The organism is Brevundimonas sp. AVps4, assembly GCF_058681525.1.
The window spans coordinates 231,212-253,435 of sequence record NZ_CM178741.1 but is presented as its reverse complement, the minus strand read 5'-3'; the positions used below and the strand labels follow the sequence as shown (position 1 = coordinate 253,435).

Here is a 22,224-nt window from a genome sequence, read left to right as displayed (position 1 = left end):
GACGACCGCTTGTCGCCGGTTCGGCGAAAGGGAGCAAGCCTACCAGAGCCGGGCCACGCCGAAGCCGTCGAACAGGGTTTCGTTCGAGACCAGGGTCAGGTCGTTGAGCAGGCCCTGGGCGATCAGCAGCCGGTCGAAAGGGTCGCGGTGATCGCCGGCCATCCGACCGGCCAACTCAGCCTCGGCGACGGAGATCGGCAGGCCGTGCAACCCAAGGCGGGTTATCGCGCCGCCAAAGTCCTTGGCGAGGGAACTTGCATGGGGAAGTTTGCCGATCCGGTGCTTGATCGTGACCTCGATGGCGGAAACAGCGCTGACGTAGATTTTGGTCGAACGATCCTCAAGTCTCGCTCGGACCCCTTTGGGCAGGCGCTCATCGCCAAAGGCCAGCCACAGAAAGGCGTGTGTGTCGAGCAGCAGGCTCAATCTTCACGGCCTTCCCACAGCCTCAGTTCCTCCTCCGGCAAAGGATCGAAGAAGCTTTCGTCGAAGCCGCCTTCTTCCCGCAGAGCGCCGAAACGCCGAGCCGGCGGCGCTGGAAGCGTCGGCTCCAAAGGCGTCAGCCGCACCGCCGGCTTGTCGCCGCGGGCGATCACCACCTCTTCGCCGCGTTCGGCGGCGGCGATCAGTTTGGACAGGTGGGTCTTGGCGTAGTGGACGGTGACGGTGGTCATCTGCCGCTCCTTGGTCCAACCATCTTAGCTAAGTCGTCCGCCCACAGCAACTTCCGCCCGGCGAACGAGGGTGCTACGCCTCGCCGCTGCAAGCTTTGCGAGGACTGCTTCATGCGCCACCGTTCCCTCCTGTTCGCCGCCTGCGCGGCCGTCGCCTTCTCGGGCGCCCTGATGAGCGCCGCTCCGGCCCTGGCCCAGGTTCCGCCCGCCCCGGTTCCGGCGCCGGCCGCGACGCCTGACGCCTTCACCTATCAGGACATGATCTCGGCCAACCGGCTGGGCGATCCGCAGGTGTCGCCGGACGGCCGTTACGTCGTCTATTCGGTGACGACGACGGATGTGGAGGCGAACCGCCGCAGCGGCAGCCTGTGGATATTGGACCTGGAAACGCCGGACGCCGCGCCGCGCCGGCTGGCCATTTCGGACCAGGCCGCCAACACCGCCCGCTGGGGCGCCGACGGCAATCTGTATTTCCTGTCGGGCAAGTCGGGGACCAGCCAGGTGTGGCGCATCGCCTCGCCGACGGCCGCGCCGGTGCAGGTGACCAATCTGCCGCTGGACGTGAACGCCTATCGGATCAGTCCCTCGGGCGACAAGGTGGCGGTGTCTCTGGCCGTCTATCCGGACGCCGCCGACCTGAACGCCTCGGTCGAGACAGGCGAGGCCGTGGCCGAGCGGAAATCGACCGGCCAGGTCTATGACCGGATGTTCGTGCGCCATTGGGACACGTGGAACGACCACACCCAGAACCACCTGTTCGTCCAGTCGATCGGCCGCAACGGCCAGGCGACCGGCAATCCGGTCTGGGTCACCAAGGGCTTCGACGGGGATACGCCCTCCAAGCCCTTCGGCGACGAGAGCGACTTCGTCTTCACCCCCGCCGGCGACTCCATCGTCTTTTCGGCGCGTCTGGCCGGCAAGAGCGAGCCGTGGAGCACCAATTTCGATCTGTGGAAGACCAACGGCCTGAGCGGGGACGGGACCTTCACCAACCTGACCCAGGACAATCCCGCCTGGGACGCGGGCCCGGTGTTTTCGCCGGACGGCCGCACCCTGGCCTATCGCGCCATGGCGCGTCCGGGTTTTGAGGCCGACCGCTATCAGATCGTGCTGATGGACGTGCAGTCGGGCCAGAAGCGCGAGATCGCCTCGAACTGGGATCGTTCGGCCGACACCTTGCAATGGTCGCGCGACGGCCAGACGCTTTATACGACCGCCGGCGACGTCGGCTCGACCAGGCTGTTCGCGGTGGATACGCGCAACGGGGTCGTCACCCCGGTCACCGGACCCGGCCATGTCTCGGCCTTCCAGCAGACGCCGTCGGGCTTCGTCTTCGCCCAGGACAGTCTGAAGTCGCCCAGCGATCTGTATTTCAAGACCTATCTGGGTCGTGAAACGCCGCGTCGCCTGACCCAGGCCAATCCGGCCCTGGAGGCCAAGGCCTTCGGGGACTACGAGCAGTTCAGCTTCCCCGGCTGGAACAATGAGACGGTCCACGGCTATGTCATCAAGCCGGTCGGCTATGTCGAGGGTCGCAAATATCCGGTCGCCTTCCTGATCCATGGCGGCCCCCAGGGCTCGTTCGGCGACAGCTGGTCCTATCGCTGGAATCCCGAAACCTACGCCGGCGCCGGCTATGCGGTGGTGATGATCGATTTCCACGGCTCGACCGGCTACGGCCAGGCCTTCACCGACGCCATCAGCCAGCACTGGGGCGACCGGCCGCTGGAGGACCTTCAGAAGGGCTGGGCGGCGGCTCAAGCGAAGTACGCCTTCCTGGACGGCGCCAACGCCTGCGCCCTGGGGGCCTCCTACGGCGGCTATATGATCAACTGGATCGCCGGCAACTGGTCGGACGCCTTCAGGTGCCTGGTCAATCACGACGGGGTCTTCGACACCTTCGGCATGGGCTATTCGACCGAGGAGCTGTGGTTCACCGAGTGGGAATATGGCGGCACGCCGTGGGACAGGCCGGAGGGCTATCAGAAGTTCAACCCGGCCAACCATGTCGAGAACTGGAAGACGCCGATGCTGGTGGTCCAGGGCGACCTGGACTTCCGCATTCCGACGGCTCAGGGCCTGTCCACCTTCACCGCCCTGCAACGCCGCGGAATCGACAGCCGCCTGATCGTCTTCCCGAACGAGAACCACTGGGTGCTGAAGCCGGCCAACAGCCTGCAATGGCACAATGAGGTGTTCGGCTGGCTGAACAAACACCTGGCCCCCGCCCAATAGGGGCGGTGCTCCGGAACGACGCCGGAACGACGAAGGGGCGCAGCCGCAAAGGCCGCGCCCCTTTTTTAATGCGCGACGGGGTTAGAGGCCGGCGCGGTCCTGGGTCGAGGAGACCAGCCGCTCGTACTGCCGCTCGGTCATGCAACGGGGCGCGGCCCAATGTTCACCCGCCCGGCGCGCGGCCATGGCGTCCTCCGCCGTGACGAAGACGGGCGCGGCGCCGAACTCGCGCTGGTAGGCGCGCCGGGTGGCGGCGTCGGTTTCACAGATCATCACCGGCTGGACGGCAGAGCTGCGCGTCTGAGCGCGGTCGAGTTCGGCGCGAACGGCCTGAAGACGGGGCTTATCCTGCGTTTCGGGCTGGGTTTGGGCGTGCGCCAGACCGGGCGCGATCAAGGCGGCGGCGATCAGGGCGGGGGTGATCAAACGGGTCATCGGGCATCCTCCTACGGCCTGAATTAAAGTCAGGACTCGGACCAAATATGCGCGCATTTTCTACAATGTAAAGCTATTGCGAAAAATATGCGGTAAACGGACCAATATCGAGGCGGATGAGGCGGGCCCGAAAGGGGCGGCGGCGCCAAAACCGCCTTGGGGCGTTGTCTCTGCTTCTGGAGCCCCGGCCCTTGCCCAAGATGTTGAACTGGAACGCCTTAAGGACGCGGATCGGCGCGGGCGCCGCCTCGGCCAAGGCGCGCGCCGTCCAGGGGCGCGACTGGATCAGGCGCAATGATCCCGTCTACGCCGCCGTGCGCCGCCCGGGACCTGCCGAATGGTGGGCCGGCGGCCTGACCCTGTTTCTGATCGCCGTCGTCCTGATCTTTCTGGCCTGGTTCGACTGGAACCGGCTGAGGGGACCGATCGGCCGTTGGGCCTCGGCGGAATATCACCGCGACATCGCCATCGACGGCGATCTGAATGTTCATCTCTTCAGCTGGACCCCCTCGGTCAGGGTCCAGGGACTGAAGATCGGCGGCCCGGACTGGGCGCGCGATCGCGATACGGCCCGGATCGACACGATCGAGGCCTCGGTGCGGTTACGGCGCCTGCTGGCGGGTCAGGTCGAAATGCCCCTGCTGCGCTTCACCCGGCCCCAGGTGGTGCTGATCGCCGCCGAAGACGGCCGCAAGAGCTGGGCTTTGAACGCCGACCGCGCCGACGACGGCCAAGGCATGAAACTGCCGGTGATCCAGAAGCTGGTCATCACCGACGGGCGTCTGGTGTTCGAAGAGCGGCGGCGCAAGATGACCCTGGACGCGGCCGTCGATGCGCACGAGGGCGCGGACGGCGACGCGGGCTTCCTCCTGCAAGGCGAAGGGACGGTCAACCGGTCGCCTCTGACGCTGCGCATCGAAGGCGGGCCCTTCATCAATATTCGCCGCGACCGGCCCTATCGCTTCAAGGCCCGGATGGCGGGAGCGGGCTCCAGCCTGACCGCCACGGGCGCCGTCACCCGGCCCTTCGACCTGGGTCGGTTCGACGCGACCCTGACGTTGGAGGGGCGCGATCTGGCGGACCTCTATCTGCTGACGGGCCTGACCCTGCCCAATACGCCCCCCTATCGGCTGAGCGGCGCCCTGAAGCGGAACGAGGCCGTCTGGACCTTCAACGACTTCGACGGCCGGGTGGGGGCGTCGGACCTGTCCGGCGACCTGCGGGTCCAGGGCGGCGGCCGGCTGCGGGTCGAGGCCGAACTGGCGTCGCGTCGACTGGACATCGACGACCTGGCGGCCGTCCTGGGGGCGCGGACCGTCACCAATGCGCGCGGAACCGAGACGGAGGCGCCCGTGGCGAAGGGCGGAAAACTGCTGCCGGACGCGCCCCTCCAGACCGAACGGCTGCGCCAGATGGACGGCAGCCTGACCTATCGCGCCGCTGCGGTGAAGGCCAATGAGCTGGACGTGCGGGCGGTGAACCTGGGCGCCGAGCTGAAGGACGGGATATTGAACCTCGACCCGATCAGCTTCGACTTCAATCGCGGGGCGCTGAACGGGACGGCGCGGATCGACGCCACCCAGGCGCGGCCCTACAGCCGGGTCGACCTGCGGCTGAGCGGCTATCCTCTTGAGTCCATCGTGCCCGCCCGGAACGGCGCGCCGCCGCTGACGGGTCATGCCCTGGGCCGCGCCCGACTGGAGGGACCGGGCGCCTCGGTCCACCAGTTCGCCGCCTCGTCCAAGGGCACGATCAGCCTGGTCGTGCCGGACGGGCGGATGCGGGCCGCCTTCGCCGAACTGTTGGGCATCAACGCCAGCGCGGGTCTGTTGAAGCTGCTGAGCGGAGATCAGTCGACCGCCCAGATCCGCTGCGCCGTCGCCGATTTCAACGTCAGCGGCGGGACGGCCGCCGCCAAGACCCTGGTCATCGACACCGATGTGGTGCTGGCTCAGGGCGGGGGGACGATCGACCTTGGGCAGGAGACGCTGAACCTGCGGATCGACGGCGAGTCCAAGAAGCCGCGTCTGCTGCGGGTCTGGGCGCCCATCACCGTCCAGGGGCCGCTGACGGCGCCCCGCGTCGGGGTGGACGTCGGCGCCGTGGCGAGCCAGGGTGGCTTGGCCGGCCTCCTGGCCACGGTGGCGGCGCCGGTGACGGCCCTGTTCGCCTTCGTCGATCCTGGTCTGGCGGAGGATGCCAACTGCGGCCAGCTGATCGCCGGCGCGCGATAGGGCCTTCCGGAAAAGAGTCTCGACGGTGTGAGCCGATCCGCCTCGTCGGGCGTATTGAGGTCCATGGATCGGATCAGATGACGCGCCGGGGCCTTTTCGCGCCCGCCCTGGGACTGGTGGCGGCGGCCTGTTCGCCCCTGAGCTCCCCGGCGCTTTCGCCGCTCGGCCTGTTGAACAGCCTGGGGCCGCGGGATGCCGGCGCGCGTCGCGTGGCGCGCGACCTGCCTTACGGCGACGACCCGCGCCAGCGCATGGACCTCTATGCGCCCAAGGCGCCGGGTCCCCATCCGGTCCTGGTCTTCTTCTATGGCGGGGGCTGGGATTCGGGGTCGCGCGACCTGTATGGCTGGGCGGCGCAGGCCCTGGCGGCCCAGGGGTTCGTCGTCGCCCTGCCGGACTATCGTCTGGTTCCGCAGGTGGTCTTTCCCGCCTTCGTTCAGGACGCCGCCGCCGCGACGGCTGCAGCGGCCGAGGCGGCGGCGGACCACGGCGGGGAGCCGCGCCGCCTGGGCGTGCTGGGCCATTCGGCGGGCGGCTATCTGGCGATGATGATCACCCTGGATCGACGCTATATGGCGGCGGTCGAGCGGCCGGACCTGATCCGGGCCGCGGCCGGTCTGGCGGGACCTTACGACTTTCTGCCCTTCGATGTGGCGGCGTCCCGCAACGCCTTCGGCCGGGCGCCCGATCCGACCCTGACCCAGCCGATCACCTTCGTCCGCCCCGACGCTCCGCCGATCTGGCTGGGCCACGGCACGGCGGACGTCGTGGTCCATGACGAGGACACCCGCCTGCTGCACGCGCGCCAGCGCGCCGTCGGCGGCCGGTCTGAGGCCAAGCTCTATCCCGGCCTGAATCACGCCGATCTGGTGGCGAGCTTCTCGCCCCTGTTTCGCGCCAAGGCCCCGGTTTTGAAGGATGTGACCGGATTCCTGCGACGCGCCTTGGACCGGGACGACGAAACACTTGCTTAAGCACAAAAGCATCTTTTCAACACTGCGACTTAGTGGCAAAAGCCTTCGCAGGTCGAACCTGTATCGTACCTCGATCTTCCACGGCCTGTTCCGAACCTGACTGGCTCCGACGCGGCGACGCGCCGAACCTGACTGGCTCCGGTACAGGCCGTGCAGTGTCGGCCCGGCGTAATCGCCGCCCCGATCGCGCCGCAGAGGCGACCCTTCCACATCACAGGTCCGGCCGTCCGGCACGCGCATTACGGCGGCGATCGTTCCGGCGCGTCCGCTATTCGACACCCGGAAACATCGGCCGGCAGGTCCGGTTACCTCCGCATCCCAATCAAGGAGCGGATGTATGGCTGTGATGACAGACGACGTCTGGCGCGAGGTGTTCGTGACCGGACTGAAGAACGCCCATGGGGTCGAACATCAGGCCCTGGCCCTGATGGAGCGGCAGATCGAACGCGCCAAGAACTTCACCGAGGTCGCCGATCAGCTGACGGCGCACCGGGCCGAGACCGAACAGCAGATCACCCGGCTGGAACACCTGCTGGGACAGTTTGACGAGACGCCTTCCGGCCTGAAGGACGCCGCCCTTTCGCTGGGCGGATCAATGGCGGCCATGGGCCATGTCTTCGCCGAGGACGAGATCCTGAAGAACGCCTTCGCCAACTTCGCCTTCGAGAACTATGAGGCGGCCGTCTACAAGGGGCTGATCCTCCTGGCCCGGCACGGCGACTATGCCGCAGCGCTCGATCCGCTCGCTGCGACCCTGGAGGAGGAGCAGCGGATGGCCCGCTGGGTCGACGAGAGCCTGCCGACCCTGACCGAGAAATATCTGCGTCTGAAACGCGACGGCGAAAACCCCAGCCGTTGATCGGCTACGCAATCAAGGATTGACCCATGTTCATGCACAACAAGAAGCTGATGTATACGGTGCGGGTGGCGGAGCCGAATCCCGGCCTGGCCACCCTGATGCTGGAGCAGTTCGGCGGGCCGCAGGGCGAGCTGGCGGCGGCCATGCGCTACTTCACCCAGGGCCTGGCCGACGAGGACGTCAATCGGCGCGACATGCTGATGGACATCGCGACCGAGGAACTGAGCCATCTGGAAGTCATCGGCTCCATCGTCGCCATGCTGAACCGCGGCGCCAAGGGCAAGCTGGCTGAGGCGGCCGAGGAAGAGGCGGATCTCTACGCCAGCATGACCTCCGGCGGAGACAGCCACACCATGTCGATCCTCTATGGCGGCGGCACGGCCCTGGTGAACTCGTCCGGCGTGCCGTGGACGGCCGCCTATATCGACTCCATCGGCGATCCGGCCTGCGACCTGCGCTCCAACATCGCCGCCGAGGCTCGCGCCAAGATCGTCTATGAACGACTGATCAATGTCACCGACGATCCGGGGATCAAGGACGCCCTGTCCTTCCTGATGACGCGCGAAGTGGCGCACCAGAAGTCGTTCGAAAAGGCGCTCTACGCCATCCCCGCCAACTTCCCTCCCGGCAAGATCCCCGGCCGGCCGGAGTTCGCCGACAAATATTACAACATGTCCCAAGGCGAGGGCGACGCCTCCGGTCCCTGGAACGAGGGCGAGCAGTGGGAGGTGGTGTCCGATCGCGAGATGCAGATGGCGGTGGACGGCGGCGACGGCCACGCCACGGTCGAGATGGACGCCAAGGCGGGCAAGGCGGTGGAAGCCTTCATGAGCCGGACCATGTCGGACCCCGAGTCGGACCCCGTGACCGGCGCGGACCTGGGCGCAGGGGCGGGCGCAGGTCGGACGACCCCGATCGAAGACTGAAGAGACGAGAAGAGAGACGGCGGGCGCGGCTGCGGCGGCGTCCGCCGGATCTGATCTTTGGTGCGGGTGGTCGGGCTCGAACCGACACTCCTCTCGGAACTGGATTTTGAGTCCAGCGCGTCTACCAATTCCACCACACCCGCACAGGCGCGAAGGCACCGCTCCTATACCGGCCTCGGCCGCAATTCAACCGCGTCGGCGTCGGCCCACCGTCAAGCGGCGGGCGGCGCCGCGACCTCCACATGGGCGTCGGTCCCGCCGGCGAGGATGCGTTTGGCGCGAATGTAGATTTCGACGCGCTGCATGACGATCAGCCCCATGGCGAAGACCAGGAAGGCGTCGGTCACGGCCATTGCGTTCAGATGCCACTGGGCCGCATGACCTTCGATCAGGTCGCGCAGGGCCGTGCGGCCCGCGAACAGGGCGACCAGCAGGATCAGCCCCAGGGGCGAGGCCTGAGCCATGAGGCTGCCGTCCGGCTCCTTTTCGATGGCCACGGTCTTGCCGCGATACCAGCCGGCCAAGCCCCCCAACAGTCCGCCCAAGGCCAGGATCGCCCAGCCGGCGGGGCCGAACGGCGCGTGGACCGCGCCGGGCGCCTGGGTCGAACCCCAAAGGCCAAGCGCGATCAGCGGCAGGACCACCGCAGGCGTCACCCAGATGAACTTCAGCTTCAGCGGCCGCCGCCGCCGGTTCCGCAGCAGGACAAGCGCCAGGACGGCCGGGAAGACCAGAAGCGGGATCAGTTTTTCAGGCGGCATGTCGTTCTCCGGGCCTCCCCCCGGAAGCCGACGCGGCCCAGCCTACACCCGTCAGGACCCGGCCGGAAGCGGGGCCACCGTCTGTTCGATCGCGCCGAAGATGGACCGGTGGTGATCGTCCAGCATCTCGATCCGCACCGTGTCGCCGTGGGTCAGGAAGGGGGTTTCGGGCGCGCCGCGCAGGATCGTCTCGACCGTGCGGACCTCGGCGATGCAGGAATAGCCCAGGCCGCCTTCCGTGACCGGCTTGCCGGGTCCGCCGTCGGCGTCGCGGTTGGACACCGTGCCCGAGCCGATGATCGTTCCGGCCGACAGGGACCGGGTCTTGGCCAGATGGGCGATCAGGGTTCCGAAGTCGAAGGTCATGTCGACCCCGGCGTCGGCCTTGCCGAAGTCCTTGCCGTTCAGCTGGACCGTCAGTTCGCCGTGCAGCCTGCCGTCCTGCCAGCGGTCGCCCAGGGCGTCGGGGGTGACGAAGACGGGCGACAGGGCGCTGGCGGGTTTTGACTGGACGAAGCCGAAGCCCTTGGCCAGTTCGGCCGGGATCAGATTGCGCAGGGAGACGTCATTGACCAGGCCGACCAGGCGGACGGCGGCCAGGGCCTCGTCTCGCGTCGCGCCCTGGGGCACGTCGCCGGTCACGACCACGATCTCGGCCTCCAGGTCGCAGCCCCAGGCCGGATCGGCCAGCGGGATGGGATCGCGGGGAGCCAGGAAGCCGTCGGAGCCGCCCTGGTACATCAGGGGGTCGGTCCAGAAGCTTTCGGGCATTTCGGCGCCGCGGGCGCGGCGCACCAGTTCGACATGGTTCACATAGGCCGAGCCGTCGGCCCACTGATAGGCGCGGGGCAGGGGAGAGGCGGCGTCCCTTTCGTGGAAGCGGCCGCGCGGCACGGCCTCATGCTCCAGGCTCTCGGCCAGGGCCGCCAGCTGGGGGCCGCAGCGGGCCCAGTCGTCCAGAGCCGCCTGGAGCGTGGGGGCGATCAGAAAGGCGTCGGTGAACCAGTGCAGGTCCTGCGAGACGACCACGAGGCGGCCGTCGCGGCCGTGCTTGAGCGAGGCGAGTTTCATGCCCAACGCCTAGACCGAAATCGCGCCGGGGGGAACAGAGGGAGGGATCAGTGGACGCTGCGGCCGTGGCCGGGGGTCTGGCCGCCGGGGCGCGGCGTGGACAGCTGGCGGTGGGCGGCGCGCAGTTCCTCGATCCGCTCCTTGCGGCGGCACCAGTGGTCGTTGAACTGGGCCACGGCCTCGCGCAGGGCGGCCAGCTGTTCGGCCTTTGTCATCTCTCGCTCGATCTCCTTCTCGACCGGCTTGGCGGGAGCGGGCGGCGGGACGGGCTGGGGCGGGAGCGGGGCGTAGGGGGGCTTGTCCAGCACGGCGACGCCGGGGGCTTGGGCGGGGCCGGATTCATCGGCGGGGGCGTGCTCCACGCGGTCACCCTTGATGACCACATGGCTGTTGGAGACCACGGTCACATTGGCCGGGACGGCGGGGTGAGGGGGGGACGGACGGTGGGCTTCTTGGTCGGGCTTGGCCGTCGGCTCTTGCGGCGGCGTCTCTTCCTTGGGTTTGACCGTCTCCTTGATCCGGCCCTTCAGGGCGTGATCGACGGCTTTCAGCGGCTTGGACGGCCCCTCGGCCAGGACGACGACGGCGCCCAGACAGTCGTCATAGGTGGCGCGCAGGGCCTTGGCGGCGCCGACCAGGGCGTCGCTGTTGGCGGTCATGGCTGCGTGGCAGGCGCGGTCGACGGCGCGCCAGATTGATTCGGCGGCGTCGGCCTGGGTGGTCGAGGCGCCCTTGCCGGCCCGCCAGGCCAGGACCGTCAGACCCAGGATCAGGGCCGCCAGCAGCAGGAGCAGCAGCGGGTGGACGCCAAGGAGTAGAGTGGAGTCAACGGGTTCTAACGCCGCCGGATCGGGTGTCTGGAAATCCTGCGGATAGTTGGAGACGCTCGCCGACATGCCGCACCCTGTCTGACCCCTTGTTCGCCGAACCATGATGCCGCAGCGGCGAAGCCGGGCCAAGAAAAAGGTTAACGACAGCCCTCAGGCCGCAGGGGTCAGCAGGGCCCGGGCCTCGGCGCCGGTCCGGGCGGCGCGGTCGCGCACCTCGACCTCGACGATGACGCCGCCCTCGGGCTCGACCGCCCACAGATAGCGACGCTCGACCTCGACCGTGCGGCCGGAGGGGGCGAAGCCCTCGAACGTATCGCCCCAGGGGGTGATCTTCTTCAACTCGACGAAGGGCATGGCGCAGGCGGCGTCCAGCTCCTCCTCGGCCATCTTGGTCAGTTCGTCGTCGGTGGGTGTCATGGGGTCAGTCTTACAGGAGGAAACGGCTTTTTGCTTTCGTCATCCTCCGGGCCGCGCAGCGGAACCGGGGGACCCAGCGGCGCCGAAGGCGAAATCCATCCGCCGCAAGAACGCTAAGGGGCGAGTCCGCGACAGGTTCGCGCTCGCGCGCGCCGCTGGGTCCCCCGATCTGCGCCGCTGCGCGGCTTGTCGGAGGATGACGAAAGAGGAGGTCAGTCTTCGTCGGCGTATATGGCGACGCGGGTCGGGGTATTCGAAGACACCGCCCCCCGATACATGCCCGAGGTGTTCATGGCGAAGGCGGGGGTTCCGGTCAGGCCCATGACGATGACGCCGCCGTCGCCGCCGATCGAGCCGACGTCGGCGATTTCGCCCTCCGCCGCCGCCTGGACGGTCGCGCCGTCGGCGGTGCGGCGGCAGATGTCGCGGGCGACGGTGGAGCGGATGAAATATTCGCCCGAGCCGGTGGCCGAGACGGCGCAGCCGTCGGCGTTGGAGGCGTAGGTGCCCGCGCCGATGATCGGCGCGTCGCCGACCCGGCCCCAGCGTTTGGCGGTCATGCCGCCGGTCGAGGTGGCGGCGGCGAGGCGACCCTGGCTGTCCAGGGCCACGGCGCCGACCGTGCCGAACTTCTTCTCGTTCAGGGGCGGGGCGACGCTGGCGTGGGGGGCGGCCGATCGGTCGACGGGCGCGGGGGCGCCGGCGGGACGGTCGGGGATGGGCAAGCCGGCCTCGGTCAGGGCCTTGACCAGACCCTGCCAGCGGCGCTCGGTGAAGAAGAAGGACGGGTCGACCTGCTCCAGCCCGACCGAGGCGGCGAAGGCGTCGGCGCCGGGGCCGATCAGCATGACGTGGGGCGACCGCTCCATCACCGCCCGGGCGGCGGCGACCGGGTGGCGGGTCGCAGTCAGGCCGGCGACCGCGCCGGCGGTCAGGTCCGATCCGTTCATGACGGCGGCGTCCAGCTCGTTACGACCCGCTGCGGTGAAGACCGCCCCGCGCCCGGCGTTGAACAGGGGATCGTCCTCCATGACCTCGACGGCGGCCTGGACCGCATCCAGCGCCGAGCCGCCGCCTTTCAGCACGGCCGAACCGGCGTCCAGGGCGGCTTGCAGCGCGGCGCGATAGGCCGCGTCCTGCGCAGGCGTCAGGCTGGACCGCTCGATCACGCCCGCCCCGCCATGGATGGCGAGGGACCATTGCGGCGCGGCGTCCTGGGTCTCGACCTGGGCATGGGCCGAGGAAAAACACAGTGCAAAGAGTGCAATCAGTCCAGAACAGGCGATGCGCATGGTGAAGTCCCCGTCCGGCGACAAAACCGGGTGCAATTGGTGCACTTTACTTCAGAGGCGCCGGTCTGTCGCAGTGTAACGCCGTGCGCGGGCGTGTCAGCCCGTCAACGTGAGAGGGCGCCGCCGAGGAGTGGAGGAGCGCTTTGCGGCGGATAGGCTGGGGCGCAAATCGACCCGTGGCGGACATTGCCGAGACCGGGACGGGCGCGTAATGTAAAGCACCATCTTGGGGTGAGATATGGCCGTTCCCCTCGCCAATAACCTCATTCGTGCGGTCCCGTTTTTCAACGTGCGCGACATGGATGCGTCCTTGCGCTTCTACTGCGATGGACTCGGCTTCGAAGTAAAAATCAAATGGTGTCCAGACTCGCCCGATAAGATTCGTTGGTGTCAGCTTGAGGCGGGCGCCGCCGCCCTGATGTTGCAAGAGTATGTTTTAGGTCACCAGCCAGAAGGCGAACGCGGATTGGGCGTATCCGTCTGCTTCATGTGTAAAGATGCGCTCCGCATTTACCGCGATGCGGTGGACAAGGGCCTGTCGCCACAAAAACCATTTGTGGGAAATGGCTTGTGGGTGGTGGGTTTCCGGGATCCTGACGATTATGACATTGTGTTTGAAAGTCCGACTGACGTTGAAGAAGAAGTGGAATACGACCCCAACGTCCACGGTTGACCGACCGTAAACGGCTAAAGGGGCGTCATCTTCCCCGATGGCAGGCAAGTGTCTGCCTCCCACCCGTAGCCAACACCCATCCGGACCGCTCTTCGTCAAAGACCGATCTCGCCCGCCTCACCCCCGGTGGTGCAGGCGCTTCCACACTTGATAGCCGACGATGGGGGCGAAGCCGCAGATCAGGGCGGCGATCAGGACCGTCCAGAAGCCGCCCTCCAGCCAGAAACGCCCGGCCAGGGCGCCGGCGCCGGCCGCAAGGGCCGGGCCGAGCCAGGGCAGCCAGGTCGGCGGCCGCATCTTCATTCAGGCGTCGACCTTGATGACGCCGCGACGGATCTGGTCCAGCTCGATCGAGTCGAACAGGGCCTGGAAATTGCCGTTGCCGAAGCCTTCGTTGCCCTTGCGCTGGATGATCTCGAAGAAGATCGGGCCGAAGGTGTCCTGGGTGAAGATCTGCAGCAGCAGGCCTTCCTCGTCCGAACCGTCGATCAGGATGCGGTTCTTGCGCATCCGCTCCACGTCCTCGCCGTGGTTGGGCAGGCGTTTGTCGATCAGTTCGAAATAGGTCTCGATCGTGTCCTGGAAGTCCACGCCGCGGGCGCGCATGGCCTCGACCGTCTCGAAGATGTTCTCGGTGGTCAGGGCGATGTGCTGGATGCCTTCGCCGTTGTAGCGGCGGATGAACTCCTCGATCTGGGAGTTTTCGTCCTGGCTCTCGTTCAGCGGGATGCGGATGGCGCGGTCCGGCGCGATCATGGCCTGGGAGAAGAGGCCGGTCGCCTTGCCCTTGATGTCGAAATACTTCTGTTCCTCGAAGTTGAAGACCGAATTGTAGAAGCCCGACCAGGTGCGCATCTGACCGCGACGGACGTTGTGGGTCAGGTGGTCCAGGACCTCCAGGCCGACGTTGTTCTTGCGCTCGGCCTCTTCCCAGCCCTCGATCTCGTCCCAGGCGTCATACAGGGAGCCGGCGTCGCCGTACTGGTCGATGACGTACAGCAGCGAGCCGCCGATGCCTTGCAGGATGTAGGGATAGTCGCCCAGGGCGCCGCCGTCGGCATCCGTCGCGGCCACGGCGCCGCGCTGGAGCGCCCCCTCATAGGCGGCCTTGGCGTCATTGGTGCGGAAGGCCATGCCGTTGGCCGAGGGGCCGTGATCCCTGGCGAAGTCCGCCGCCTGGCCCTTTGGCGAGCGGTGGACGAGGAAGGAGATGTCGCCCTGTTTCAGGCGCACCACGTCGGTCTTGGGGTTCACATGGGTCTTGGTGAAGCCCATCATCTCCAGCCGCGCGATCATCGCCTGGGGCTCAGGGCCGGTGAATTCGACGAATTCGAAACCGTCGACGCCCAGGGGGTTCTCCCGGTCGATCTGTTCCGCCGTCGGTTGATGGGGGTTGGGGGTCATGTCGTTCATGGCGCGTCTCCCGCGTAGCGTTCTGAGGCGGGCTTAACCGAAAGGGGCCGCCGATTGGCGCGGAACCTAGTCGCGGATGACGACAGAGCCAAGGCGGTGCCACGGGGTCGTGATGCGGAGGGCGTTCTGATGGACATCCGCAATCCTGGCGTGCCAGATGGATGGCCATTGGGGGAGGCAGACATGGACTATCTAAAACGCGCGCCGTTTGGCGGACTGTTCCTGGTCACATTCACGGTGGCGGCGACGTTTCAGGTGTTGATGGCCCTGTTGGGACTACTTCTCGCATTTCTGTCGCCCGGCCTGTTCTTCATGAACGGCGCTCCGGCCACTTCGCCTGTACAGGCGGTCGGCGTTCTCCTGTTTCTTCTGGTCGTCGGACTGGTCGTCAACGCCGGAATATCGGCCATAGGCGCCCTGCTGTGGATGGGCGTCCGGATCGCACTGCCAAAACCCGCCTCCGTTTAAGACGGGGTTCAGCCCGGCAGCAGCCGCGTCGCCCACTCGGCGCCCAACAGCAGCCCTGTCGCAACCGCGCCCAAAATCGTCAGCCAGGCCGTCGTCACCGCCGCCCCGGCGATCACGAACAGGCCGTCGCGCTGGATCAGGCCGACCGACAGCAGGGCCAGGGCCACGGAGGGGACGGTGTTGGTCAGGGGCAGGACGATGGTGGCCGTAGCCAAGATCATGAAGATCGCCGCCAGCTTCTCGCCCGGTCCGTCGGCGAAACGCCGCAAGCGGGGGCGCGACAGCCGGTCGATCCAGCCCAGTTTCGACTCGGCGAAATCGGCCATGGCCTTCAGCCAGGAGCCCTTGGCGCGCAGCTTCAGGAACCAGCGCGGCAGCCAGGGCTCTTCGCGCCCGACCAGCATCTGTGCGGCCAATAGAATGACGATGACGCCCACGACCTGGGGCACGCCGTACAGGCCCGGCACCAGGCAGGGGATGGACAGCAGCAGGATCAAAAGGCCGTAGGCCCGCTCGTCCAGCCGGTCGCGGACCTCGTCCAGGGTCAGGCCGGCGTCGCCGCCCTCGTCGGACAGGCGACGCAGCAGACGGGTGATGTCGTGGCTGACGTCGTCAGCCTGGGGGGATGGGCGGGGCGCGGTCATCTGAGGGGCTTAAACCGCAACCGCTTCAGTCGCGAGCGTTGCGGTGTCGCAGCGGGTGACGGCGAGACCGGGTCTTGCTAGGGCGGGGCGGTTCGAGGAAATCTCCATGCTTCGCAGACTTTATGACGGCGTGTTCGACCTGGCGCGCCATCGCCACGCCACGCCGGCCCTGGCGGCGGTCTCCTTCGCCGAGAGTTCCTTCTTTCCCATTCCGCCCGACGTCATGCTGGCGCCGATGATCCTGGCCCGGCCGGAGCGGGCCTATGTCTACGCCGGGGTCTGCACGATCGCCTCGGTTCTGGGGGGCGTGCTGGGCTATGCGATCGGCTATTTTCTGACCGACGTCGGCCTGGCGATCCTGAGGTTCCTGGGCCATGCCGACGGGCTGGATCATTTCCGCCAGTGGTTCGCCCAGTGGGGCCTGTGGGTCATATTGATCAAGGGGCTGACCCCCATTCCCTACAAGCTGGTGACCATCGCCTCGGGCCTGGCGGCCTTCAGCTTTCCGGTCTTCATGGCGGCGTCGGTCGTGACACGGGGCGGGCGGTTCTTCCTGGAGGCCTGGATTCTGAAACGCTGGGGCCAGGCCATGCTGGCCCAGGTGGAAAAGCGCCTGGCTCTGTGGTCGGGGACCGGCCTGGTTCTGCTGGTCGGCCTGATAATCGCGGTGAAGCTTCTGTAAGTCGACGCGGAGACCGGACCGGAGTAAGACCGTTTCGCAATGAGAAGCCTCTATCGCCTGTTGACCCGTTGGTGGACCGCCTTCGCCCTGGCCGCGTCGCTGGCCATGCTGGGCGCGGCCCATGGGTTCGAACGGTTCGCGGGCCTGGCGCCGTGCAACCTTTGTCTGAAGCAACGCGAGGTCTATTGGTGCGCCGTGGCCGTAGCGGCCGTGGCGACGGCCTGGACGGTGCTGAGCGGCGGGCGACGCGGCACGCCCCGGATCGCCGCCTTCCTGCTGGCGGCCGTGTTTGCGACGGGCGCGATCACCGCCGTCTTCCATATGGGCGGCGAATACAAGTGGTGGAGCCTGCCGGCGACCTGCGTCAGCAGCGGGTCGGTCGATCTGGAGAGCCTGACCGCCCTGGCCCTGGGCACGGGGCCGGCCCAGAGGGTGGCCATGTGCGATTCCGTGGCCTGGAGCTGGCTGGGCCTGTCGATGGCCGGTTGGAACGCCCTGATCTCCCTGGCGTTGGCCGGGTTCAGCATGCTGGCGACCAAACGCCCCAAGGACGCCCGCGCCCCCCGCTTCGAAAGGGCCTGATCCCATGACCGACGCCGCCCCGCACACTCCTCTGCCCCGCCCGGGCCTGGGCGCGGACAGGGCGCGGATGGACGAAATCCTTCGCGTCGATCACGCCGGCGAATATGCGGCGGTCCTGATCTATCGCGCACAGAAGGCCGTGTTCGAGGGGCGCAAGGCGCGCGGCGACATCGTGCGCGACCTCGGCGAAATGCAGGATCAGGAGGCGGTTCACCTGGCCCGGTTCGAGCGACTGCTGAACGAACGCCGCGTGCGGCCGACGGCCATGACGCCGCTGTGGCGCATCGCCGCCTCGGCCCTGGGCGCCGGCACGGCCCTGATCGGCGAAAAGGCGGCCCACGCCTGCACCGAGGCGGTCGAGAGCGTGATCGAGAAACACTACGCCGACCAGATCGCCGAGATCGGCGACCGCGACCCGGCCCTGGCGGCCGAGCTGAAACAGTTCCGGGACGAGGAGCTGGCCCACCACGATCACGCCGTCGAGCACGGCAGCCGCGAGGCGCCGGCCTATCGGCTGCTGAGCGGGGTGATCAAGGCGGGATGCCGCGCGGCGATCAAGATCAGCGAGAAGGTTTGATCCCGCGCCACCGTTACCCTCGGGCTTGACCCGAGGGCCGGGTGGTCCGCCGCATTGCGCTAAAGGCGATGCACAGCCCGATCCACGCCCGGTCCTCGGGTCAAGCCCGAGGATGACGGATTTGGAATGGGGCGTGGCCGCCTCAATAAATCTCGAACAGCCCCGCCGCGCCCATGCCGCCGCCGACGCACATGGTGACGACGCCGTATTTGGCCCCGCGCCGCTTGCCCTCGATCAGGACGTGGCCGGTCATCCGGGCGCCCGACATGCCATAGGGGTGGCCGATGGAGATGGCGCCGCCCGAGACGTTCAGCAGCTCGTCGGGGATGCCCAGGGTGTCGCGACAATAGAGAACCTGGACGGCGAAGGCCTCGTTCAGCTCCCAGATGCCGATGTCGTCCACCGTCAGCCCGTGGCGCTTCAGCAGCTTGGGCACGGCGTAGACGGGGCCGATGCCCATCTCGTCCGGCTCCACCCCCGCCACCGCCATGCCGCGATAGGCGCCGAGCGGCTGAAGATTGCGTTTCACCGCCTCGCCGGCCTCCATGATCACACAGGCCGAGGCGCCGTCGGACAACTGGGACGCATTGCCGGCGGTGATGTATTCGCCCTGCTGGATCGCCTCGCCGCTGCCGAAGACGGGTTTCAGCGCCTTCAACCCTTCCAGAGTGGTTTCGGGCCGGTTGCCCTCGTCCTTGGACAGGGTCACCTCTTTCGAAGCGGTCTCGCCGGTGGCCTTGTCCGTGACCAGCATGGTGGTCGTCATGGGCACGATCTCGGCGTCCAGTCGCCCTTCCGCCTGGGCCGCCGCCGTGCGCTGCTGGGACTGAAGGGCGTATTCGTCCTGGCGGTCGCGGCTGATGTTGTAGCGGCGGGCCACGACCTCGGCCGTCTCCAGCATCGACATATATATATGGGGCGCCAGCTTCAGCAGGGCCTCGTCCTTGCCGCGGTACAGGTTTATATACTGGTTCTGGACCAGGGAGATGCTCTCCAGCCCGCCGCCGACCGCCATCTTCTGCTGGTCGAAGATCACCTGTTTGGCCGCCGTGGCGATGGCCATCAGGCCCGAGGCGCATTGACGATCCAGGCTCATGCCCGGAACCGAAGACGGCAGACCGGCCGCCAGGGCGACCTGGCGGGCGACATTGGTTCCGGTCGAGCCCTGCTGCAGGGCCGCGCCCATGATCACGTCCTCGATCTCGGCCGGCTCGACGCCGGCGCGCTGGACCGCGTGTCTGACGGCATGGGCGCCCAGCTGTTGGGCCTGGGTGTCGTTGAAGGCCCCGCGATAGGCCCGGCCTATCGGGGTGCGGGCGGTGGAGACGATGACGGCTTCGCGCATGGAGAGTCCTTCCCGGTTTCGTTCGCCGCTTTGGAGGCGCGGCCGTGTTTCCTCATGGGCGGAACTTAGGCACCTCCCCCTGCGGTAAGGCAAGCGGAGAGGCTCGAGGGGCCGTCGGCGCACAGGTCTTTTGTGTTGAAACGGCGCCACAGTCGCCACATTGTTCGCAGATGCGAGGGAACCGCAGCCGCAGCCTGCCGTTCGGCTCCTGAACGTCGGGCGGACAGCTCGGCTTCGGGCATTTTTTACAGAACGAGGAAGCTATGAAGCTCAAACTTCTCGCATCCGTCGCTGTCGCCGGGCTGTTCTCAGCTGGCGCGGCCTCGGCAGATCCCAACGGTTGGTATGGCGCGATCGACGCCGGCTACCACATGATCGACGACATCAACGCCGAGTCGTCGACCACCGGCGCGAACTGGAACTATGAGGTGAACAACGGCTGGGCGGCCTTTGCTCGCCTGGGTTATCGCTTCAACCCCAACTGGCGCGTCGAGCTCGAAGGCGGCTACCGCTCGGGCGATATCGGCAAGGTGCGCGCCGTTTCGGGCACCCAGGGCCTGTGCAACCTGACCCCGGCGACGGGCGGCTGCTTCTCTCCGGAAGGCGACATCGAGTCCGCCACCCTGATGGCCAACGTCATCTATGACTTCGGCTATGAAGCCTGGGGCGTGCGTCCCTTCGTCGGCCTGGGCGCCGGCGTGAACCGCGTCAACGTCGACACCATCGGCAATCTGCGCGCTAACCGCGGCGCCGCGTTCGCCATTGACGACAGCTCGACCAAGTTCGCCGCTCAGGCGATCGCCGGTCTGGCCTGGGCCATTGGCGACCGCGCCAACATCGACCTGACCTACCGCTATCTGACGGGCGACGCCTCGTGGGAATCGACCACGGCCGGCACGGGCGCCGGCGCCACCGCCTTCGGCGAATGGGACGGCGACTACGATCAGTCGCACACCGTGACCCTGGGCCTGCGCTACAGCTTCGGCGCCGAAGAAGCGGCCCCGCCGCCTCCGCCGCCTCCGCCGCCCCCGCCGCCCCCGCCGCCTCCGCCCCCGCCGCCCCCGCCGCCGGTTCCGCAGACCCCGGCCGCGCGTCAGTTCGTGGTCTATTTCGACTGGGATCGCTCGGACCTGACGGCTGAAGCCCGTTCGGTGGTCGCTCAGGCCGCCAACTACGCCAAGACGGGCCGTCCGACCCGCGTCCTGATCGTCGGCTACACCGACACCTCGGGCTCGGCCGCCTATAACGTCGGCCTGTCGAACCGTCGTTCGCGCACCGTCGCGGACGCCCTGGTCGCCCAAGGCGTCAACGGCGGCGTCATCGCCCTCGACGGCAAGGGTGAAACCGCCCTGGCCAAGCCCACCGCCGACGGCGTGCGCGAACCGCTCAACCGTCGCGCCACCATCGACATCAACTTCTAAGACAGGCAAGACTCGGTCTGACATCGTCAGATCGGGTCTCGTTCTTGGAAGTCTGTCAGCGTAAAGTTGGAGAGCCGGCGCCCTTGCATTCCGGGCGTCGGCTTCTTCGTGCGCCTGCCTCAGCCGCCCCCGCAATTTCCCCATCGCTCAGCTTTAGTGGGTTGATCCCCATGCGGCTAAGCGCGACAAAGCCCTCGAACAATCTCTCTTGCGCCAGACGACTTGATCGGAGAGGTGAGGCGACCCGGCGTTGTATGATCGCCAGGCCAGACGGCGTGGAACCCCTTAGATGGTCGATTTAAGACACTCCAATCGAACCTTCTTGGGCCGGCGGCGCAGGCGCTACCGGCTTCGCGGAGAGGTCATGAGCGCGCCTCGACCTCAGCTTCGCCTTCGCACCCCCACGCCGCAGCGGGCGGCCGAAATCTCCGTCTTCCCCACGCCTCAAAGAACCAGCGCGGAGGCCGGGCCAGGTCGTGCGATCCAAAGCTTGGATGGCCGGAGATTCCTTATCGTCTCGGCGCCGTTCGGGCCGTTCGGCGTCGCCTTGGCGCAGACTCTCGAAGCCCGCGGCGCGACCGTCCAGCGAATGATCTTCAATGCGGGCGACGCCTTGAACTGGCCGCGAGCGGGGGGAAGGGTGTTCAAACACTCCGCCCAGGTCTGGGCTTCGCGACTGGCGGAACTGACGGCCGATTTCACCGATCTTCTGCTGTTCGGCGAGGGCGGCCCTTACAATCGCGCGGTTCTGTCCGCGGCGGAAGGACTTGGGCCACGCGTTTGGGTGTTGGAGAACGGCTATTTCCGCCCGGACTGGATCACCGTCGAACAGAACGGCGTGAACGCCTCAAGCGGCCTGCCGCGTTTTAAGGACGGCTATCCGGAGCCGGCGCCGCTTTTGCCTGATCCGAAACCCGTGGGGCGAATCCTGCCGCACCATGTGGTCAACATCACCGCCTATCATCTGGCTCAGGCCGTGGGGGGCTTTCTCTTTCCGCGCCACGCCAACCACTACACCGCCTCTCCGCTCAGCCAGTGCCTGGGTCACGTCCGGCGATATTTCGGCCTGGCCCTTCAGTCGCCGTCGCGCAACGATGTGGAGGCCATTGCGGCGCGGGGCCCCTTCTTCATCGCCTGTCTTCAGCGGGAGGGCGACGCCCAGCTGCTGCGCTACTCTCGCTATGCCGACAATACGGCCTTCCTCGCCGAGGTGATGACCAGTTTCGCCGTCCATGCGCCCAAGGCGGCGCGGCTGGTGATCAAGAACCACCCTCTGGACCCGGGCCTGATCGATCTGGAAGCCGTCACGCGACGCCTGGTCATCGAGCGGGAGCTGCAAGGCCGGGTCGATTTCATCGACGGCGGAAACCTGGCCCAGCTGTGCCGCGCCTCTCAGGGCATGGTGGTCAACAACTCTTCGGCCGCGCTTTCGGCCCTGGGATTTCAGACGCCGGTCAAGGTGTTGGGCGACGCCTTCTTCGACTTCGACGGTCTGACGGATCAGCAGGGGCTGAACGCCTTCTGGTCCAAACCCCAGGCCCCGGACCCCGCCCTTTTCGCCCGGTTCCGCGCCCATGTGATCGCCCAGAGTCAAGTCAACGGCAATTTCCACGAGCCGCGCGCCATTCGGCGCACCGCCGAGGGCGTAGCGGACGTGTTCGAGCGGGTTTCCTGAACAAAATTTGCGCTTAAGGGCGTCAAGGGTGTGCTC

24 protein-coding genes and 1 tRNA gene are annotated in these 22,224 nt (G+C 67.3%); 12 read left to right on the top strand and 13 right to left on the bottom strand.

Annotated elements, in window-relative coordinates; translation table 11 throughout:
• Positions 1-39 precede the first annotated feature (39 nt).
• Positions 40-426: a type II toxin-antitoxin system VapC family toxin gene (locus ACW178_RS01235; RefSeq protein WP_287105011.1), complete on the bottom strand. Its 387-nt coding sequence runs from the start codon at positions 424-426 to the stop codon at positions 40-42.
• Positions 423-674: a type II toxin-antitoxin system Phd/YefM family antitoxin gene (locus tag ACW178_RS01230; RefSeq protein ID WP_287105013.1), complete on the bottom strand. Its 252-nt coding sequence runs from the start codon at positions 672-674 to the stop codon at positions 423-425. The genes ACW178_RS01235 and ACW178_RS01230 overlap by 4 nt, the downstream gene beginning before the upstream one ends.
• Positions 675-785: 111 nt before the next feature.
• Here ACW178_RS01230 and ACW178_RS01225 point away from each other — a divergent pair, with 111 nt between their 5' ends.
• Entirely contained in the window at positions 786-2,909 is a 2,124-nt protein-coding gene (locus ACW178_RS01225; RefSeq protein ID WP_492024786.1) for a S9 family peptidase, read from the top strand.
• 81 nt (positions 2,910-2,990) lie between these two features.
• Here the strand turns inward: ACW178_RS01225 and ACW178_RS01220 are convergent, their stop codons facing one another.
• Complete coding sequence (locus ACW178_RS01220) at positions 2,991-3,344, bottom strand: hypothetical protein (protein ID WP_054764123.1); 354 nt, start codon at positions 3,342-3,344, stop codon at positions 2,991-2,993.
• A gap of 200 nt (positions 3,345-3,544) precedes the next feature.
• Between ACW178_RS01220 and ACW178_RS01215 the strand changes: the two genes are divergently transcribed.
• The 4 genes from ACW178_RS01215 to ACW178_RS01200 all read left to right on the top strand — a co-directional run bounded on the left by ACW178_RS01215 (position 3,545) and on the right by ACW178_RS01200 (position 8,337).
• Positions 3,545-5,578 carry an AsmA family protein gene (locus ACW178_RS01215; protein ID WP_492025035.1) on the top strand — a complete coding sequence of 678 codons (2,034 nt, stop codon included), beginning with the start codon at positions 3,545-3,547 and terminating at the stop codon, positions 5,576-5,578.
• A gap of 77 nt (positions 5,579-5,655) precedes the next feature.
• The gene (locus ACW178_RS01210; protein ID WP_191558853.1) at positions 5,656-6,552 is read left to right on the top strand and encodes an alpha/beta hydrolase; all 897 of its coding nucleotides are present in this window, start codon (positions 5,656-5,658) and stop codon (positions 6,550-6,552) included.
• 337 nt (positions 6,553-6,889) lie between these two features.
• On the top strand, positions 6,890-7,411 hold the full coding sequence (locus tag ACW178_RS01205; RefSeq protein ID WP_224762257.1) for a ferritin-like domain-containing protein: 522 nt from the start codon (positions 6,890-6,892) through the stop codon (positions 7,409-7,411).
• Between the two features lie 26 nt (positions 7,412-7,437).
• Entirely contained in the window at positions 7,438-8,337 is a 900-nt protein-coding gene (locus ACW178_RS01200; protein ID WP_152949091.1) for a manganese catalase family protein, read from the top strand.
• Positions 8,338-8,395: 58 nt separating this feature from the next.
• Here the strand turns inward: ACW178_RS01200 and ACW178_RS01195 are convergent.
• From ACW178_RS01195 to ACW178_RS01170, 6 genes are all read right to left on the bottom strand, one after another.
• Positions 8,396-8,480, bottom strand: a tRNA-Leu gene (locus ACW178_RS01195).
• Positions 8,481-8,549: 69 nt separating this feature from the next.
• On the bottom strand, positions 8,550-9,098 hold the full coding sequence (locus ACW178_RS01190) for a CcdC protein domain-containing protein (RefSeq protein ID WP_054764120.1): 549 nt from the start codon (positions 9,096-9,098) through the stop codon (positions 8,550-8,552).
• Positions 9,099-9,149: 51 nt separating this feature from the next.
• Positions 9,150-10,169: a fumarylacetoacetate hydrolase family protein gene (locus ACW178_RS01185; RefSeq protein WP_191558852.1), complete on the bottom strand. Its 1,020-nt coding sequence runs from the start codon at positions 10,167-10,169 to the stop codon at positions 9,150-9,152.
• A 47-nt stretch (positions 10,170-10,216) separates the two neighbouring features.
• The gene (locus tag ACW178_RS01180; RefSeq protein ID WP_492024785.1) at positions 10,217-11,065 is read right to left on the bottom strand and encodes a hypothetical protein; all 849 of its coding nucleotides are present in this window, start codon (positions 11,063-11,065) and stop codon (positions 10,217-10,219) included.
• Between the two features lie 84 nt (positions 11,066-11,149).
• Positions 11,150-11,416 carry a hypothetical protein gene (locus ACW178_RS01175; protein WP_191559178.1) on the bottom strand — a complete coding sequence of 89 codons (267 nt, stop codon included), beginning with the start codon at positions 11,414-11,416 and terminating at the stop codon, positions 11,150-11,152.
• 212 nt (positions 11,417-11,628) lie between these two features.
• Positions 11,629-12,708 carry an isoaspartyl peptidase/L-asparaginase family protein gene (locus ACW178_RS01170; RefSeq protein WP_492025034.1) on the bottom strand — a complete coding sequence of 360 codons (1,080 nt, stop codon included), beginning with the start codon at positions 12,706-12,708 and terminating at the stop codon, positions 11,629-11,631.
• A 238-nt stretch (positions 12,709-12,946) separates the two neighbouring features.
• Here ACW178_RS01170 and ACW178_RS01165 point away from each other — a divergent pair, with 238 nt between their 5' ends.
• A complete protein-coding gene (locus tag ACW178_RS01165) occupies positions 12,947-13,381 on the top strand; it encodes a VOC family protein (RefSeq protein ID WP_191554639.1) in 435 nt (144 codons plus the stop codon).
• Positions 13,382-13,498: 117 nt separating this feature from the next.
• On the opposite strand, the gene ACW178_RS01160 is transcribed toward ACW178_RS01165, so the two are convergent.
• Positions 13,499-13,684, bottom strand: a complete 186-nt coding sequence (locus ACW178_RS01160; RefSeq protein WP_287105958.1) for a hypothetical protein — start codon at positions 13,682-13,684, stop codon at positions 13,499-13,501.
• The gene (gene hppD, locus ACW178_RS01155; protein ID WP_287105960.1) at positions 13,685-14,794 is read right to left on the bottom strand and encodes a 4-hydroxyphenylpyruvate dioxygenase; all 1,110 of its coding nucleotides are present in this window, start codon (positions 14,792-14,794) and stop codon (positions 13,685-13,687) included.
• A gap of 129 nt (positions 14,795-14,923) precedes the next feature.
• Between hppD and ACW178_RS01150 the strand changes: the two genes are divergently transcribed.
• On the top strand, positions 14,924-15,262 hold the full coding sequence (locus tag ACW178_RS01150; protein ID WP_182715123.1) for a hypothetical protein: 339 nt from the start codon (positions 14,924-14,926) through the stop codon (positions 15,260-15,262).
• Between the two features lie 8 nt (positions 15,263-15,270).
• Here the strand turns inward: ACW178_RS01150 and ACW178_RS01145 are convergent, their stop codons facing one another.
• Positions 15,271-15,906: an exopolysaccharide biosynthesis protein gene (locus ACW178_RS01145; RefSeq protein WP_182715122.1), complete on the bottom strand. Its 636-nt coding sequence runs from the start codon at positions 15,904-15,906 to the stop codon at positions 15,271-15,273.
• Positions 15,907-16,012: 106 nt separating this feature from the next.
• Here ACW178_RS01145 and ACW178_RS01140 point away from each other — a divergent pair, with 106 nt between their 5' ends.
• The 3 genes from ACW178_RS01140 to ACW178_RS01130 are packed head-to-tail and all read left to right on the top strand — an operon-like array spanning position 16,013 to position 17,747.
• A complete protein-coding gene (locus ACW178_RS01140; protein ID WP_152949082.1) occupies positions 16,013-16,588 on the top strand; it encodes a YqaA family protein in 576 nt (191 codons plus the stop codon).
• Positions 16,589-16,627: 39 nt separating this feature from the next.
• Positions 16,628-17,170 carry a disulfide bond formation protein B gene (locus tag ACW178_RS01135; protein ID WP_492024784.1) on the top strand — a complete coding sequence of 181 codons (543 nt, stop codon included), beginning with the start codon at positions 16,628-16,630 and terminating at the stop codon, positions 17,168-17,170.
• 4 nt (positions 17,171-17,174) lie between these two features.
• Positions 17,175-17,747 carry a demethoxyubiquinone hydroxylase family protein gene (locus tag ACW178_RS01130; RefSeq protein WP_183218055.1) on the top strand — a complete coding sequence of 191 codons (573 nt, stop codon included), beginning with the start codon at positions 17,175-17,177 and terminating at the stop codon, positions 17,745-17,747.
• A gap of 142 nt (positions 17,748-17,889) precedes the next feature.
• Here the strand turns inward: ACW178_RS01130 and ACW178_RS01125 are convergent, their stop codons facing one another.
• On the bottom strand, positions 17,890-19,092 hold the full coding sequence (locus tag ACW178_RS01125; RefSeq protein ID WP_054764108.1) for an acetyl-CoA C-acyltransferase: 1,203 nt from the start codon (positions 19,090-19,092) through the stop codon (positions 17,890-17,892).
• A gap of 263 nt (positions 19,093-19,355) precedes the next feature.
• Between ACW178_RS01125 and ACW178_RS01120 the strand changes: the two genes are divergently transcribed.
• A complete protein-coding gene (locus ACW178_RS01120) occupies positions 19,356-20,513 on the top strand; it encodes an OmpA family protein (protein ID WP_492024783.1) in 1,158 nt (385 codons plus the stop codon).
• A gap of 547 nt (positions 20,514-21,060) precedes the next feature.
• Positions 21,061-22,188 (top strand): capsular biosynthesis protein, encoded by a 1,128-nt coding sequence (locus ACW178_RS01115; RefSeq protein ID WP_224761100.1) that lies wholly within the window; start codon positions 21,061-21,063, stop codon positions 22,186-22,188.
• The last annotated feature ends 36 nt before the right edge of the window (positions 22,189-22,224 follow it).

Coding starts and splice junctions, on each gene's coding strand:
- ACW178_RS01230 (WP_287105013.1), bottom strand. CDS start 674: ATGACCACCGTCACCGTCCACTACGCCAAGACCCACCTGTCCAAACTG.
- ACW178_RS01225 (WP_492024786.1), top strand. CDS start 786: ATGCGCCACCGTTCCCTCCTGTTCGCCGCCTGCGCGGCCGTCGCCTTC.
- ACW178_RS01220 (WP_054764123.1), bottom strand. CDS start 3,344: ATGACCCGTTTGATCACCCCCGCCCTGATCGCCGCCGCCTTGATCGCG.
- ACW178_RS01215 (WP_492025035.1), top strand. CDS start 3,545: ATGTTGAACTGGAACGCCTTAAGGACGCGGATCGGCGCGGGCGCCGCC.
- ACW178_RS01210 (WP_191558853.1), top strand. CDS start 5,656: ATGACGCGCCGGGGCCTTTTCGCGCCCGCCCTGGGACTGGTGGCGGCG.
- ACW178_RS01205 (WP_224762257.1), top strand. CDS start 6,890: ATGGCTGTGATGACAGACGACGTCTGGCGCGAGGTGTTCGTGACCGGA.
- ACW178_RS01200 (WP_152949091.1), top strand. CDS start 7,438: ATGTTCATGCACAACAAGAAGCTGATGTATACGGTGCGGGTGGCGGAG.
- ACW178_RS01190 (WP_054764120.1), bottom strand. CDS start 9,098: ATGCCGCCTGAAAAACTGATCCCGCTTCTGGTCTTCCCGGCCGTCCTG.
- ACW178_RS01185 (WP_191558852.1), bottom strand. CDS start 10,169: ATGAAACTCGCCTCGCTCAAGCACGGCCGCGACGGCCGCCTCGTGGTC.
- ACW178_RS01180 (WP_492024785.1), bottom strand. CDS start 11,065: ATGTCGGCGAGCGTCTCCAACTATCCGCAGGATTTCCAGACACCCGAT.
- ACW178_RS01175 (WP_191559178.1), bottom strand. CDS start 11,416: ATGACACCCACCGACGACGAACTGACCAAGATGGCCGAGGAGGAGCTG.
- ACW178_RS01170 (WP_492025034.1), bottom strand. CDS start 12,708: ATGCGCATCGCCTGTTCTGGACTGATTGCACTCTTTGCACTGTGTTTT.
- ACW178_RS01165 (WP_191554639.1), top strand. CDS start 12,947: ATGGCCGTTCCCCTCGCCAATAACCTCATTCGTGCGGTCCCGTTTTTC.
- ACW178_RS01160 (WP_287105958.1), bottom strand. CDS start 13,684: ATGAAGATGCGGCCGCCGACCTGGCTGCCCTGGCTCGGCCCGGCCCTT.
- hppD (WP_287105960.1), bottom strand. CDS start 14,794: ATGAACGACATGACCCCCAACCCCCATCAACCGACGGCGGAACAGATC.
- ACW178_RS01150 (WP_182715123.1), top strand. CDS start 14,924: ATGGACATCCGCAATCCTGGCGTGCCAGATGGATGGCCATTGGGGGAG.
- ACW178_RS01145 (WP_182715122.1), bottom strand. CDS start 15,906: ATGACCGCGCCCCGCCCATCCCCCCAGGCTGACGACGTCAGCCACGAC.
- ACW178_RS01140 (WP_152949082.1), top strand. CDS start 16,013: ATGCTTCGCAGACTTTATGACGGCGTGTTCGACCTGGCGCGCCATCGC.
- ACW178_RS01135 (WP_492024784.1), top strand. CDS start 16,628: ATGAGAAGCCTCTATCGCCTGTTGACCCGTTGGTGGACCGCCTTCGCC.
- ACW178_RS01130 (WP_183218055.1), top strand. CDS start 17,175: ATGACCGACGCCGCCCCGCACACTCCTCTGCCCCGCCCGGGCCTGGGC.
- ACW178_RS01125 (WP_054764108.1), bottom strand. CDS start 19,092: ATGCGCGAAGCCGTCATCGTCTCCACCGCCCGCACCCCGATAGGCCGG.
- ACW178_RS01120 (WP_492024783.1), top strand. CDS start 19,356: ATGAAGCTCAAACTTCTCGCATCCGTCGCTGTCGCCGGGCTGTTCTCA.